General features: G+C 65.4%; 9 protein-coding genes and 1 tRNA gene. 6 read left to right on the plus strand and 4 right to left on the minus strand.

Going from position 1 to position 14,506, the window contains the following annotated elements; all coding sequences use genetic code 11:
* Positions 1-86 precede the first annotated feature (86 nt).
* The 4 genes from HUK72_RS14875 to HUK72_RS14890 all read left to right on the plus strand — a co-directional run bounded on the left by HUK72_RS14875 (position 87) and on the right by HUK72_RS14890 (position 4,323).
* Positions 87-1,304 carry an argininosuccinate synthase gene (locus HUK72_RS14875; protein ID WP_176597416.1) on the plus strand — a complete coding sequence of 406 codons (1,218 nt, stop codon included), beginning with the start codon at positions 87-89 and terminating at the stop codon, positions 1,302-1,304.
* A gap of 251 nt (positions 1,305-1,555) precedes the next feature.
* Complete coding sequence (locus HUK72_RS14880) at positions 1,556-2,176, plus strand: EF-hand domain-containing protein (RefSeq protein WP_176597417.1); 621 nt, start codon at positions 1,556-1,558, stop codon at positions 2,174-2,176.
* A 75-nt stretch (positions 2,177-2,251) separates the two neighbouring features.
* Positions 2,252-2,971, plus strand: a complete 720-nt coding sequence (locus HUK72_RS14885) for a response regulator (RefSeq protein ID WP_176597418.1) — start codon at positions 2,252-2,254, stop codon at positions 2,969-2,971.
* A complete protein-coding gene (locus HUK72_RS14890) occupies positions 2,968-4,323 on the plus strand; it encodes an ATP-binding protein (RefSeq protein ID WP_176597419.1) in 1,356 nt (451 codons plus the stop codon). Before HUK72_RS14885 ends, HUK72_RS14890 begins: the two co-directional genes overlap by 4 nt.
* A gap of 64 nt (positions 4,324-4,387) precedes the next feature.
* On the opposite strand, the gene HUK72_RS14895 is transcribed toward HUK72_RS14890, so the two are convergent.
* Positions 4,388-8,590, minus strand: a complete 4,203-nt coding sequence (locus HUK72_RS14895; RefSeq protein ID WP_176597420.1) for a translocation/assembly module TamB domain-containing protein — start codon at positions 8,588-8,590, stop codon at positions 4,388-4,390.
* Positions 8,590-10,695 (minus strand): autotransporter assembly complex family protein, encoded by a 2,106-nt coding sequence (locus tag HUK72_RS14900; RefSeq protein ID WP_176597421.1) that lies wholly within the window; start codon positions 10,693-10,695, stop codon positions 8,590-8,592. The genes HUK72_RS14895 and HUK72_RS14900 overlap by 1 nt, the downstream gene beginning before the upstream one ends.
* Positions 10,696-10,893: 198 nt before the next feature.
* Here HUK72_RS14900 and recJ point away from each other — a divergent pair, with 198 nt between their 5' ends.
* Both recJ and HUK72_RS14910 read left to right on the plus strand, forming a co-directional pair.
* Positions 10,894-12,660: a single-stranded-DNA-specific exonuclease RecJ gene (gene recJ / locus HUK72_RS14905; protein WP_176597422.1), complete on the plus strand. Its 1,767-nt coding sequence runs from the start codon at positions 10,894-10,896 to the stop codon at positions 12,658-12,660.
* Positions 12,661-12,780: 120 nt separating this feature from the next.
* A tRNA-Glu gene (locus HUK72_RS14910) sits at positions 12,781-12,856 on the plus strand.
* A 178-nt stretch (positions 12,857-13,034) separates the two neighbouring features.
* On the opposite strand, the gene HUK72_RS14915 is transcribed toward HUK72_RS14910, so the two are convergent.
* Together HUK72_RS14915 and HUK72_RS14920 are read right to left on the minus strand one after the other, a co-directional pair.
* The gene (locus HUK72_RS14915) at positions 13,035-13,643 is read right to left on the minus strand and encodes a response regulator transcription factor (RefSeq protein WP_255325736.1); all 609 of its coding nucleotides are present in this window, start codon (positions 13,641-13,643) and stop codon (positions 13,035-13,037) included.
* Positions 13,644-13,717: 74 nt separating this feature from the next.
* Positions 13,718-14,488: a PilZ domain-containing protein gene (locus HUK72_RS14920; protein ID WP_255325737.1), complete on the minus strand. Its 771-nt coding sequence runs from the start codon at positions 14,486-14,488 to the stop codon at positions 13,718-13,720.
* Positions 14,489-14,506 lie beyond the last annotated feature (18 nt).

The raw sequence follows: 14,506 nt of genomic DNA on the forward strand, positions 1-14,506 counted from the left end.
GATTCGGTTGCACTGACGCGCCTTGCCTGATACCGGCCCGCCGGTAATTTCATGGCCCTTCAGCCTCAAGGAAAGTCGCCCGAACCATGTCCGACAAGATCAACCGCATCGTTCTTGCCTTCTCGGGAGGGCTGGATACCAGCGTGATCCTGAAATGGCTGCAGCAGACCTATCAGTGTGAGGTGGTGACCTTCACCGCCGATCTGGGTCAGGGCGAGGAACTGGAGCCGGCCCGCGCCAAGGCGCAGCTCATGGGCGTCAAGGAAGAGCATATCTTCATCGACGACCTGCGCGAAGAGTTTGTGAAGGACTATGTCTTCCCGATGATGCGCTCTAACGCGCTGTACGAGGGCCTTTACCTGCTCGGCACCTCGATCGCCCGTCCGCTCATCGCCAAGCGTCAGATCGAGATCGCGAAGATGGTCGGCGCGGACGCCGTGTCGCATGGCGCGACCGGCAAGGGCAATGACCAGGTCCGCTTCGAGTTGGGCTATTACGGCCTCGCCCCGGACATCAAGGTGATCGCGCCGTGGCGCGAATGGGATTTGACCAGCCGCACCAAGCTGATCGAATTCGCGGAGAAGCACCAGATTCCGATCCCCCGCGACAAGCGTGGCGAAAGCCCCTTTTCGACCGATGCGAACATGCTGCACACCAGCTCCGAGGGTAAGGTGCTGGAAGATCCGTGGGAGGAAACCCCGGACTATGTCTATTCGCGCACGGTGAACCCCGAGGACGCGCCCGACGCGCCCGAATATATCACCGTCGATTTCGAGCGCGGCGACGGCGTGGCGATCAACGGCGTCGGCATGTCGCCCGCGACCCTGCTGGAGACGCTCAACGAATATGGTCGCAAGCATGGCATCGGCCGCCTCGATCTGGTCGAGAACCGCTTCGTCGGTATGAAATCGCGCGGCATGTACGAAACGCCGGGCGGCACCATCTATCACCTTGCCCATCGCGGCATCGAGCAACTGACGCTCGACCGGGGCGCCGCGCATCTGAAGGACGAGCTGGCGCCGCGTTATGCCGAGCTGATCTACAACGGCTTCTGGTTCTCGCCGGAGCGCGAGATGCTCCAGGCCGCGATCGACCATAGCCAGGAAAAGGTGACGGGCACCGTCCGCCTGAAGCTCTACAAGGGCGGCGTCTATGTCGTCGGCCGCAAGTCGCCCAACTCGCTCTACAGCGAGAAGGTCGTGACCTTCGAGGATGATGCGGGCGCCTATGACCAGCGCGACGCGGCGGGCTTCATCAAGCTCAACGCGCTTCGCTTGCGTCTGCTGGGCCGCCGCGACCGTTGAATTTGATTGTCGTTCCCGCGAAGGCGGGAACCCATCTCCCGGCGTCGCCGCTATCGTCACGCTGGGGAGATGGATCCCCGCCTGTGCGGGGATGACGAAGGAAGTTTGGAACCGAAGCCAAGCCTCCGCCCGATACAAATTGCGACATTTTATCGGGTGACGTGACAAATTTGCGGGACAAAACTCCCCGATAAGCGTCTTCAAGGACGGCAGGGCGCCGTTCGTGACAGACGCTTTGAAGGAAGATTTCCATGATCCGCAAATTCATGACCACGGTGGCGCTGGGCTCGCTGTTCGTCGGCGGGCTCGCTGCCTCGCACCTTGCTTTCGCTCAGGACGACAGCGCCGGACCGCGTGGCGGCGGCATGCTGATGATGGCCGACGCCAACAAGGACGGCGCCGTCACCAAGGCGGAACTGACCGCCGCCCTCGAAGCCCGCTTCGCCAGGCTGGACGCCAACAAGGATGGCAAGCTCGACCAGGCGGATCGCGACATCCTCCGTCAGCAGCGGCTCGATGAACGCTTCGCCGCGCTGGATACCGACAAGAATGGCCAGATCAGCAAGGCGGAATTTGCCGCCGGGCATCGGGGCCGGGACGGCATGCACGATCGCATGGGCAAGCCCGGGGGGCCGGAGGGTCGGGGCTGGGGCCATCGCGGATGGGGTCATGGCATGCGTGGCGGTACGGGCGATGAGATGAAGAAGGACGGGACTATCACCAAGGCCGAGTTCATGGCCCGCCCGCTCACCATGTTCGACAAGGTTGACGCCAATCATGACGGCAAGGTGACCGCCGACGAGATGAAGGCGGCGCGGCAGGCCTTCCGTGATGGCTGGCGCGACCGCAAGGCGTCAACACCCGCCAACTGAGGGTAAAGGGCGAAGGCGCCGATTGGCGGGCCTTCGCCCTTCCAACCCGCATCCAGCCATGACAAGAACCGGACCATGAGCGAACGACCCCATCTGCTGCTTGTCGACGACGAGCGCTCGATCCGCGAACCGCTGGCGCAATATCTGTCGCGCAACGGTTTCCGCGTGACCGCCGTCGAAAATGCGGCGGAAGCGCGGATGCGCCTCAACGCCAACGCCATCGATCTGGTGATCCTGGACATCATGATGCCGGGCGAGGACGGGCTGTCGCTCTGCCGCCATATCCGCGAAACCAGCGAGATTCCGGTGATCCTGCTCACCGCGAAATCGGAGGAGACCGACCGCATCGTCGGGCTGGAGATGGGCGCGGACGATTATGTGCTGAAGCCCTTTTCCCCGCGCGAGCTGGTCGCGCGCATCAAGGTGATCTTCCGCCGCGTCGCGACCGGCGGCCAGCGCGTCACCGCGCCGGACGGCGCCACCTATGCCTTCGCCAATTGGCTGCTCAAGACGCAGGAACGCACGCTGGTCGACAGCGAGGGGGTGGCGCTGCCGCTCTCCACGGCGGAATATAATCTGATGCTGGCCTTCGCGACGCGGCCCAATCAGGTGCTGAGCCGCGACCAGTTGCTGGACATCACCCAGGGGCGGGAGGCCAATGCCTTCGACCGGGCGATCGACAATCAGATCAGCCGCCTGCGCAAGAAGATAGAGCCCGACCCCAAAAACCCGACCTTGATCAAGACCGTCTGGGGCGGCGGCTACACCCTGTCCGCGGATGTGCGAAAGCTGTGAGGCGGCTGCGTCCTTGGCCGCAAAGCGTCGTCGGCCAGATCATCATCCTCGTCGCGCTGGCGCTGTTCGTGGCGCAGGCGATCAATTTCGCCCTGTTGCTGCGGGAGCGCCAGCGGATCGAGCTGACGGCCCAGACCGCGCCCGGCGTCTACCGGATGGTCGACGCGCTCGACAACCGGCCGGATCGGCGCGGGGGCGACGATGCCGACCGGCGAAGCCGCGTGCGCTTCCTGGACGCCGTTCCATCCTTGCAGGGCCAATCCCGGCCGGATATCGAACGCCGCGCCAAGGCGATGTTCGACGATGTCGGCCTGTCGGTCCGCGCCATTCATGCGGTGGAACAGAGCCAGGCGCTGCCCTTGCGGCGCTGGGACAGTTTCCGCCTGCGGGCGAGCGGGGACCGGCACGGTCCTTTTCGCATGACGCGCCTGGCGATGGCGGTCGAATATCAACCCGGCAAATGGGCGCTGACGCAGACGCGCATCGGAGACCGGCAGCCGCGCTTCGGCGGATGGCTGGTGGGGCAGACGTTGATCCTCTACGTGATCGTGCTGCTGCCGCTGCTGTGGGTGGGACGCAGACTAGCGCGGCCGTTGAAGCAGTTGACCCGGTCGGCGGAGCAATTCGCCCGCACCGGATCGGCGGACCCGGTTGAGGAACGCGGCCCCGGCGACGTGCGGCAGCTCACCATGGCCTTCAACGCGATGCGCAGCCGCATCTTCGCCATGCTGAACGAGAAGGACCGGATGCTGGGCGCGATCGGTCATGATCTGCGCACGCCGCTGGCCTCGCTGCGGGTACGCGCCGAATCGGTGGAGGATGAGGGCGAACGCGCCCGCATGTCCGAAACGATCGATGAGATGAACCGCATGCTGGAGGACATATTGTCGCTGGCCCGTGCCGGACGCGGCAGCGAAACGCCGCAGAAGGTCGACCTGTCGGCGCTGGCCGATGCAGTGGTCGAGGATTTTCTGGAACTGGGTTCCCCGGTCGATCTGGCCGACAGCGAACGGGCGGTGGCCAATGTCCGGCCGCAGCAGATTCGCCGGGCGCTGCGCAACCTCATCGAGAACGCCATCGTCTATGGCGAGCGAGCGCATGTGTCGGTGGAACGGGGCGAGGGGACGATCCGGCTGATCGTCGCGGATGACGGCCCCGGCATATCCGAAGACCGGATGGAGGAGATGATGGAGCCGTTCACCCGGCTGGAAGGCTCTCGCAACCGGGAGACGGGCGGCGCTGGTCTTGGGCTGGCGCTGGTGCGGGCGATCATGGCCGAGCATGGCGGCGCGTTGAAGCTCGCCAACCGGCCACAGGGCGGACTGGAAGCGAGCCTGGTCTTGCCGGCCTGACGCGGGCGAGGGCCGATTGAGCGCAGGCAGACGGCCCGCTTCCCTCCCCCAAACCCGTCGAGCGTCAATAATCCTTCGAATAGCGCAGATTGGCGGAGGATCCCGCATTGGTGCCCGTCTTCGACAACAGGCTCAGCGTCTTGGACAGGGAGATTTCGAGCTGGGTCGCGGTAAAGCCCTTGGGGTCGGTGATCACCTCCACATAGATATTGTTGGAGATATGCTGCCCGACCGCCAGCGACGTGCCGCGCCCGGTCGCCTCGTCGCCGCCGACGATGCCGATGCGGTCGACGCCCGACGCATTTTGCAGCTTGCCCATCGGATTGAGCCCGCCCCCGCCCCCGCGCAGGCCGTTGAGCGCCGCCGCCAACTGGATCGCCTGGGTGGCGGAAAGGTTCGCCACATTGTCCCCGAACAGGATGCGCGCCAATATCTCGTCCTGCGGCAGCGTCGGGGTGGATACGAAGGCGATGTCCGGCCGCTGCGCCATGCCGCCGACCGCGATCCCCGCCGTCACATCGTCGATCCGGGTTTCGGCGCGGATCGCCAGCGTGGGGTTCATCATCGGGCCGTTGAAGCTGATGACGCCCTGTTCCAGATCGAATTGATGGCCGGAGAAGCTGTAGCGGCCGCGGATCACCTCTATCTTGCCGACGACGCGCGGGTCATTGGCGGTGCCGGTGACGCGCATGTTCGTCTTCCATTCGGAATCGAGCCCCATGCCGGTCACGTAGATTTCATTGTCGGCGCGAATGCGGACGTCCAGCTTCCAGGGCGTCGGCTTGGCGGCCGCCTGCCGGGCGGCCAGCCGCTGGTCGAGCAGGTCGGTGCCCTCGCCCTTGCGCCGCACGCCGGTGAGCTGCCTGATGTCGGTGCCGCCCTGCCACGCGACGCGGTAGCGGGTTTCGGGAAGCGACAGATCGCCCCTGATCAGCCCGCCATTGGCTGGGCTGTTGGTGATGGCGAGCGTACCGCTGACCACGCTGGTGATCGCCTCGCTGCGGGCGAGGCGGGCGCGGTCCAGCTTCACGGCGATGTCCATGGGATAGCCGCGTTCCGCCGCCAGGCCGACAGTGCCGCTCGCCTGCACCGTGCCGTCGCCCGCGCGCCCGGAAAAGTCGCGCAGGTCGAGCCGGTCGTTGGTGAAGCGCCCGTCGAGCCGCATCTGCGTGACGCGGGTGCCGAACGTCTCATTCTCATAGGTCAGGGCATTGGCGCGGACCAGGCCATTGAGGCGCGGCGCGGCCAGCCGTCCGCCGAAATCCGCCGCGACCGCGATCGGCCCGGTCAATTGCTGGTCCGCCAGCCCGGCGAAGGAGAAGAGCACATCGGCCGGCCCGGCATAGCGGATGCCGCCGCCCAGGGGCGCGGATTGCAGCCGCTCGCTCCAGCTACTGCCCGGTCCCGGCGGCGCCAGCGTCGCGACGAAGCGGCCCAGCGTCGCATTGCCGCGCCGGATGAGGCCGCGCATGTCGCCGCCCGCGCTGGACAGCTTGCCTTCGATCGCCATCGATACCGGGTCGGACACGGCGGTCAGGCTGGAACGGCGGAAGTCGCTGATCGCAAGGCGCGTGGTTGCCGTGGGGAAGGCGCTGCCGTTCTGCGCATAGTCCAGCGTGCCGGTGGCCTTGCCGCTGATGCCCAGGCCGGGCGTCGCCATATTGGCGACGGCCAGGTCGAAATCCTTGAAGCGCGCCTGCATCGCTGTCTGCTGGCCGAAGCGCCCCGCTAGGTCGACGCGGCCCTGTGGCAGTACCAACGTCGCGGGTTCGAGGCGATAGCCCGCTTTCTCGATGCGGATGATGGCGGGCTGGGCGAAGCGGAAGGGGATGTTGCTTGCCCGGCCTTCCAGCGCCACGGCATAGAGGGTCGGGCGCAGCGCGGCGTTCATGGCGATGGAGAAGGGCACGCCGGTCGATCCGTCCGCGACCAGTTGCGCCCGGCCGCGCCCGCCCCGATAATCGATCCGTCCCCGCGCCTTGCGGACGATATAATCGCCATAGGCGGCGTTCGCCATTTGCAGGTCGGCGGCGATCTGCGGCTGGTCGGTCAGCAGCAGGTTCGCCGTGAGCAGCGCCCGGCCGATCACCACATCGGCCTCGCCGGGCAGCCTGGCATTGCTGGCGGCGGCGTCCAGTTGCGCGCCCTGCGTCTTGCCCACCGCCGTCAGCCGGGCGGTGCCGGTGATGCCGGAACCGTTCATCGCCAATTGCCCGGTGAAGGGACCGGCGGCGCTCTGCTGCACCCGGCCGTGCATGTCGACCCCGGCAAAGCGCGCCTTGCTGATGTCGATGGTCAGCGGGCCTTTCGCGGTGCGGATCAGCAGATTGGCGAAGAAGGGGCCATAGGGCGAGCCGCCCGTGGTTTCGAGCCGATAGCCCGCCGCCTCGCCATGCAGCTTCGCGACGACGTCATGCAGTTGCACGCCGACATGGGGCCGGGCGGCGCGCAGCACGGCCTGCGGGCGTTCCATCGTGCCGCGCACGGCGAGGGAAAGCGGGCCATATTGGCGGGACGATGCCTTGGCGTCGAAGCGGATCGCGCCGTCCGTATCATAGCTGCCCGATCCCGAATGGACCTGGAAATTGGGCGCCGCGCCCCTGAGACCTGCGAGGGTGAACTTGCCCTCCGGCGTCATGCCGATGCGCCCAGACATGACCGCATTGCCGCCCAGGAAATCGCGCACCGAGCCATTGTCCCACCGCGCCGTGCGCACGCCGAACTTGCCGTCCAGGCCGAAGCCGCCCCTTGGCCCCGGCACCAGATGGACATCGGTGCTGAGATTGACGATGCCGACGCCGTCGATCCTATAGTCGTTGACCCGCCCCTTCAGCGCGCCGCGGTAAACGGCGTTGTCGAGATCGGCCAGCACGATGGCGGTGGCGTCCACCCGGTCGCTGTCGATCTTCAGATTGTCGCTGATCAGCTTGCCCGCCGCATAGGCGAAGTCGCCCTTCACGCGGAGATTGTGGAGCAGGCCGCCCGCCGCCGCATTCAGGCCGGTGACGCGGCTGGCGGTGGCGCTGACCGGAATGCGGATGCGGTCGGCGTCGATCACCGCGCGGCCGCTGGCCTTCAGATTCTCGATCCCAGTAGCATCGAAGGCGAGTTGCTTCGCTATGATGTCATAGTCGAGGAACGGCGTCGCCATCGGCCCATCGAGGATCACCGAAGCGCGCACATCCCGGCCCTTCACCTTCTCCATGATCGCGCCGGGGGTGAGCAGGGCGGCATCGATCCTGAGCGCGCTGAACTGGCTCTTGCCCAGGTCGATCAGGCCGTTCGCCGTGGCGGAGAGGGCAGGGGATTTCAGCGACCCTTTGAGGTTCACCCGCCGTTCGTTCAGTCCCGCGAACAGATCGACATCAAGCGCGGGGGCCGTCAGCCGGTCGACCGTCCCGGCAAAGACCAGCCCCGGCCTTACCGGGCCCTTGGCGATGAAATTGCCGTCGCGGGCGGCGAGCATGATGTTCGCCAGCTCACCCTTGCCTGACGTGGCAACCAGCCGTCCGTTCCACGCCTGCCACGTCCCCCTGCCGTCCAGCGTCGCGGTGAAGCCGTCGGTCAGGCCGCTCATCGCCGCGATCACGCCGCCCTTGGGCGCGGTCAGCGTGCCCTTCATGGACAGGCGGTTCTGCGCGGGCACGGCGTCCAGTTGCGCGGCCAGACGGTCGCCGCTGTCCACCACCGCATTGGCCGACAATATGGCGCGGCCATCGGCAATGTGGGTCACGCCGTCGATGGCGATTTCGCGCTTCTGGCCGACCACGGGCTTGGCGACGAGGAAGCGGGCGATCTTCAGCCGGTCGACGTCGATGTCGAGGTCCGGCAGGATCGGCGCGTTGGGGTCCGTCTTGGTGATGTTGAACTGCGGGCTGCGGGCAAGGACGACCAATGGGCTTTCCAGCAGCCGCACCGAAATATGGTTGTTGATGTAGCGGAAGGGGTTCCACACCACATGCACTTCCGGGCTGACCGCGAAGATGCCCTTGGGATCGCGCAGCACCAGATTGCGGATCGTCATATCGTCATAGATGGACCCGTCGATCCGGCCGACCTCGATCGCCATGCCGGACTCCAGCTTGAGCGCGGCGATCTGACGGATCAGGAATTTTTTACCGGGCTGGGTGTTGAGGAACAGCAGCAGCCCGGCGGCCAGCACCAGCAGCGCGACGGCAAGACCGGCCGCGCCCAGCGCGATCTTCTGCCAGAGCGGCCGCGCCTCGCGGACAATGACGGTTTTGGTGGGGGTGATCTCCTCCGCCATCAGAATGCCTGCCCGATGCCGATATAGAGCGCGAATTTGGACTCGCCTGGCTGCCGGTTGATCGGCATGGCGATGTCGGCGCGGAAGGGACCGAAATTGGTGTAGAAGCGCCCGCCGACGCCCATGCCATAGCGGATGTCGGAAAATTGCGGCATGGAGCTTTCATAGACCTGACCTGCATCGACGAAGGCGACCACGCCATAATCCCCGAAGCGGTAGCGGCCCTCGACCGCGAATTCGTTGAGGGAGCGGCCGCCGATCGGATCGTTGTTCGCGTCCTTCGGCCCCAATTCCTGATAGCCGTAGCCGCGCACCGATCCGCCGCCGCCGGCATAGATGCGCCGCGACGGCGCCACATCGTCGCGCTTGGCCCCGCTGATCGTGCCGACCCGCGCCCGCCCCGCGATCACCAGCGTGTCGGAGACCGGATAATAGCCGGTAAGGTCGAAGGTCGCCCGCAAATAGGGGGAGAAGCTGCCTTGGAGCGACCCTTCCGGCTCCGCCCGCAAATTGGCGCGGAAGCCCTTGGTGGGGTTCAGCAGATCGTTGGACCGGTCATAGCCGATCTGCACCGGCAGGCCGCCGATGAAATAGGTCCGCCTTGTCTTGTCCGCCGTCGCCGGATCGACCACGACCTGCTCGTTGGTCAGCAGCATCTCCGCGCCATAGCTATAGGTCCAGCGCTTCTGGAAGATCGGCGTCGACTGGCGCGACCAGCCCATATTCAGCCCGGCGGTATAGGCTTCATAGGCGTCGTAATTCTGGTGGTTGAGCGTGATGCCGGTCTGGAACGTCTTGTCGCGCTTGCCTGCATTGGACCGGCGGAAGGTGCCCGACGCGCCCTGTTCCTGCGTCCCGGCGATGACGCTGGCGATCAGCGCGCCTTCGGGCGGGAAGAGGTTGCGGTGCGTCCATGTCCCCTCGGCGCGGAAGCCCTGGCCCGTGCCATAGCCCAGCTCGCCCGCCAGCGTCCGGGGCTTGCCCGCCTCCTGCGCGACGTTCAGGTCGACATATTCGGTGCCGTCCGGTCCCGGCGCGTTGGTGCGTACCGGATCGACCGAAATACTCGAAAACAGCCCCGTCGCCACCAGCGCCCGGCGCAGATCGTCGACCTTCCGGCTGTCATACAGCTCGCCCGGCTTGAAGCGGCTGATGACCTTCATATGGTCGGCGCCGAAGGCCTGCTTCTCGCCCGTGGTGGTGATTCCCCGGAACGATCCGCGCGGCCCCGTTTCGACCGGCAGCGTATAGTCGCCGGTCGTGGTCGCGGGATCGAGCAATATGTCGCGCTGCCCCACCTTGGCGAAGGCATAGCCATTTTCCGGCAGCCTGACGCCGACATTCGCCTCCGCCCCCTCGACCGCCGCCGCGACGATATAGTCGCCGGTCTTGATCGGCAGGCTGTCGCGGATCAGGTTCGGCGGCACGGTCAGCCCGGCATGGATGACGATGTCCCCGATTTTGTAGCGCTTGCCCGGCGTGACCGAGACGACCGCCTTTAGCGCGAACGTTTGCCCGTCTCCCGCCTGATCCAGCGAAGCGAGCGCGGTCGCGTCATAATAGCCCTCCGAATGGAGCAGCCGCACGGCCAGCGCCTCATCCTCATGGGCGCGGGCCTGCACCATGGCCGCCGTGTCCGCCTTTCCCTTGCCGTCGATCAGCGAGGAGGAATCGCGGAATGCATCCTCCAATCCCGTCTTGCCGAAGCCTTCGATCGCCACCGAATAGCGCACCGCTTCGGTCTTCTCGTTCGGGTTGCTGTCGGTCGCGACCTGCACCGGCACTTGCACGCTGTCGAGCGGCGGCAGCGGCTGCGCCAATTCACGCTCCTCCTGGGGCTCCACCGCTGGGGGCAGTTCCCGGCTGGTGCTGGCTTCCGGCATCTGCTGGTCGATCCATTGGTCGATCGACGGCAGCGGCGCGCTGCCGTTCGCGGGACTTTCGCCCGCCTTGGGCAAGCGCGCCTCGAACTCGCTGTCGGGCAGGATCGGTTCTTCCTGCTGCTGCTGGGGATGTGGCGGCGTCTGCGCCATCAGGGGGAGGGGGGAGGCCGCCATCATCATCAGACCCAAGGCTCGCCGGACCCGCTTCTGCCTTGAACCCATGGAAACCGCTTTGCCCCTTTTTGTCCGGCGCCCATTCCGGGCGGGAACAGCCAATACGCGCAACCGGTTGCCTAAGTTCCGCCCGCGTCACGACGGCGGGCGCTCGGTTCCACGTTGAATCCGTGTCCCTGCGCCTGGCGCCTCCGCCCAAGGCACGTCCTGCTTCCATCTCATCGGCGGAGACTCTAAAGCCTGTCCATGACCATTGCGCTCAACATCACCCGTTCGATCCTCGGCCAGCCCTGGCGGTGGCGCGGGGGCAATGGCGACGGGCGCGATCCGGGCTATCGCCCCGACGATCTGGTGACGCAGTTGCTGCTGGCGCGGGGCTGTCCGCGCGACGCGGTGGAGGCGCATCGCAACCCCACCATCCGCCATTTCATGCCCGACCCCAGCCTGTTCCGCGACATGGACGCCGCCGCCGAACGGCTGGCCGACGCGGTGGTGCGCGGGGAGGATGTGCGTATCTTCGGTGATTATGACGTGGACGGCGCGACCAGCGCGGCGCTGCTGATCCGGTTGCTGCGCGATCTGGGGCTGGCGGCGCGGCCCTATATTCCCGACCGGCTGATGGAGGGCTATGGCCCCTCGGGCGAGGCGCTGGTCCGGCTGGCGGGTGAGGGTGCGACATTGATCGTCACCGTCGATTGCGGGGCGCAGGCTTTCGAAGCGCTCTCCATGGCGAAGGCGGTGGGCGTCGACGTGGTGGTGGTCGACCATCATAAATGCGCCGCCGCCTTGCCCGAAGCACTGGCGTTGGTGAATCCCAACCGGCTGGACGAAGACCCTGAAGCGGCGCTGCATGGCCATCTCGCGGCCGTTGGGGTGGCCTTCCTGCTCAGCGCGGCGCTGATCCGGGTGCTGCGCAAGCGCAACTGGTTTGCGCAGCGCTCCGAGCCGCCGCTGATGGAACTGCTCGACATCGTGGCGCTGGGCACGGTGGCGGACGTGGCGCAGCTTAAAGGGCTCAACCGTGCCTTCGTCGCGCAGGGGCTCAAGATCATGGCGAAGCGCCGCAACATCGGCCTTTCCGCGCTGATCGACGCCAGCCGCCTGACGCGGGCGCCGCTTTGCCATGACCTGGGCTTCGCGCTCGGTCCGCGCATCAATGCGGGCGGGCGCGTGGGCAAGGCGGACCTCGGCGTGCGGCTGCTCACCACCGAAGACCCGGCGGAGGCGGCGAAGATCGCGCAGGAGCTGGACCAGCTCAATGAAGAACGCCGCGCCATTGAGGCCACGGTGCAGGCGGAGGCGGAGGAACTGCTCGCCGCGCAGGGCAATCGCGCCGTGGCCCTGGTGTCGGGCGCGGGCTGGCATCCCGGCGTGATCGGCATCGTCGCCGGGCGGATCAAGGAAAAAGCGGGCCGTCCCGCCATTGTCGTCGCCATCGATGAAGACGGCACCGGCAAGGGATCGGGCCGTTCCATTTCCGGCGTCGATCTGGGCGCGGCGGTGCTGGCGGCGAAGGATAGCGGCCTGTTGGTCGCGGGCGGCGGCCATGCCATGGCGGCGGGCCTGACCGTCGCGGCGGATAAGGTGGACGCGCTGGCGGACTTTCTGGACGATCGGCTGTCCGGCGCCGTGGCGAAGGCGCGGGACGACCGGGCGCTGCTGATCGACGCGGTGCTGGCGCCGGCGGGGGTTAATCCGGATTTTGTCGCCGCCATCGACGCCGGCGGCCCCTATGGCGCGGGCTGGCCGGCGCCGCTCATTGCCTCCGGCCCGATGCGCGTCGTCAAGGCGGACATCGTCGGCAACGGCCATTTGCGCGCCATCATGGCGGGCGACGACGGCCGATCGCTCAAGACGATCGCTTTCCGCCAGGCCGAATCCGACCTTGGCCAAGCCATATTGGGGGCGTCCCGCGACCGGCGGCTATGGATCGCAGGCCGGGCGAAGATCGACGATTGGGGGCCGCGCCCCGCTGCCGAACTGCATCTGGAGGATGCCGCCTGGGCCGATTGAGGCGAGGATCGGCAATTTTATGTCCCGCGTCATTTTCATGACGAAAAGGGGGTTGACCGCTCCGAAGCCACCGCCTAATGCCCGCCTCGCTTCGCAGCGACGCCCAAGCGGAACTGCAGTGGCCCCTTCGTCTAGCGGTCTAGGACGCGGCCCTTTCACGGCTGAAACACGGGTTCGATTCCCGTAGGGGTCACCAATATATTCAAGGGATTGCTTCCCCTTGGATGGAAGCTTTTCAACACTATCCCTGCATTTTCGTGGCTGTCGCAAAGGCTGATGGGCCCGGCTTCGGCATGCTCTTGGGATGTGGCTTGCTGCGGATGTGGGATCAAATGTCCGTCGCTCGGAATATTCCGAACGCGTCCTGAAGATCATCAGGACATGGCTTCTCGGCACATGGCAACGGCATCGGAAAATCGGGATGTACCGCATTTGCGCATGATGCGTGAACGATATGTCTCCACTGATCTGACCGTCAATTTCAGTCTCTGCGCCACGATATGATTATCGTCGAATTTCTCCAATTCCCTCAGAACGTCCAACTCACGCTTGCTCAGCTTCATCATGCAGAGCTTGGAATATGTTTTGTTTTGCTGACGTTCGACCCTCTCTTCCAAAAGCGAAGCGGTGCTTTCGATCGTTTCCAGCAGCATCCGCTCATCGAAAGGCTGCTCCAAAAAGTCGTCCGCCCCTCTTTTGATCATTTGCACGGCGGCGCGGATGTCGGCCCCTTGGGAGGTCATGATGACGGGGATGTCCTGCCGCTCCATCAGCAAATCCTGGAGAACGAGCATGCCCGGCATGTCGGGCAGATGCGTATCCAGCACCGCAATGCCCGAACCCAGGAAATGCGCGGCGTCGAGAAAATCCGATCCGTTTGAAAAAGGCGTCGGCGCATAGTGATGCGCACGCAAAAACGCCACCAGATGGCGGCGAAGGAGCGCGTCCCCAATTACGACGTAGATGGGACTTTTCGTCCTCATTGCGACCTACATATGGTTGCCCATGCCCGTAACGCCGTTGAGGAGATTGCGTTCCAAACAGGGTTAATTTTTTCTTAAACGCCTCGCTCGAAAAAAACACCCATCATTTCGCTGCTTGACCATTGCACCCGACCCATGCGGGCGCATTTGCCGCGGCATTTGACCAGCAATCTGGTTCCTTCCCTGATGCTGCGCGCTTCGATCATCATGCCCTCTTCCGACATGTTCCTGATCGTGCCGATCATGACGGGCGCCGATGTGGTGAGCGTTGCGGCGATATTGACCGGAATGCGGCTTTCGCGCGGCTGATGGCTATCGCTCAGGCGTCCCATCAAGGCGTCGTTTCCCGCGGTCCAGAACAGGGGATCTTCCGCCAGCAAGCCCACCTGCGTCCCATTGGTCCAACGGACTTCGGCCGTGATGAAATCCTGTTCGTCAAAGCTGACATGCACCTGCTCGCGCAAGCTGAGCGTAAGCGCCGTCCGACCGCTGACGCCATGCGCCGAGACGTTGGTGATGGCCAGCTTCGCTTGATTGAGTACCGGATAGAGCAACGCGGACTTAAATACCGCCTTCCGGAGAGATCGACGTTGATCGTCGATCGAATTGCCGGACTGGAGCGCAGAATTGTTTGGTGAAAACATGGCTTTACTCCGCGAGTGCGGAGGGTTGCTATAATAGCGGGTAACTAACGATCTCCCGGAAAGGGCTGCTGTATTTTTACGACAGGGCCGCAGATCGACCCTTAACGGCGTTTTGGCAGAAAACCATTCTTCGATCGGCCGCGCTTCTCCCCAGGGCGCGGTCAAGGGGAAGGCGAGGCGCACAAAAATGGCCCCCACCATGCGCCTCGCCTTTACTCC

The sequence above is a fragment of the Sphingobium sp. 15-1 genome (genome assembly GCF_013375535.1).
Classification (GTDB): domain Bacteria; phylum Pseudomonadota; class Alphaproteobacteria; order Sphingomonadales; family Sphingomonadaceae; genus Sphingobium; species Sphingobium aromaticivastans.

Coding starts and splice junctions, on each gene's coding strand:
- HUK72_RS14885 (WP_176597418.1), top strand. CDS start 2,252: ATGAGCGAACGACCCCATCTGCTGCTTGTCGACGACGAGCGCTCGATC.
- HUK72_RS14915 (WP_255325736.1), bottom strand. CDS start 13,643: ATGAGGACGAAAAGTCCCATCTACGTCGTAATTGGGGACGCGCTCCTT.
- HUK72_RS14880 (WP_176597417.1), top strand. CDS start 1,556: ATGATCCGCAAATTCATGACCACGGTGGCGCTGGGCTCGCTGTTCGTC.
- HUK72_RS14920 (WP_255325737.1), bottom strand. CDS start 14,488: ATGGTGGGGGCCATTTTTGTGCGCCTCGCCTTCCCCTTGACCGCGCCC.
- HUK72_RS14895 (WP_176597420.1), bottom strand. CDS start 8,590: ATGGCGGAGGAGATCACCCCCACCAAAACCGTCATTGTCCGCGAGGCG.
- HUK72_RS14900 (WP_176597421.1), bottom strand. CDS start 10,695: ATGGGTTCAAGGCAGAAGCGGGTCCGGCGAGCCTTGGGTCTGATGATG.
- HUK72_RS14875 (WP_176597416.1), top strand. CDS start 87: ATGTCCGACAAGATCAACCGCATCGTTCTTGCCTTCTCGGGAGGGCTG.
- recJ (WP_176597422.1), top strand. CDS start 10,894: ATGACCATTGCGCTCAACATCACCCGTTCGATCCTCGGCCAGCCCTGG.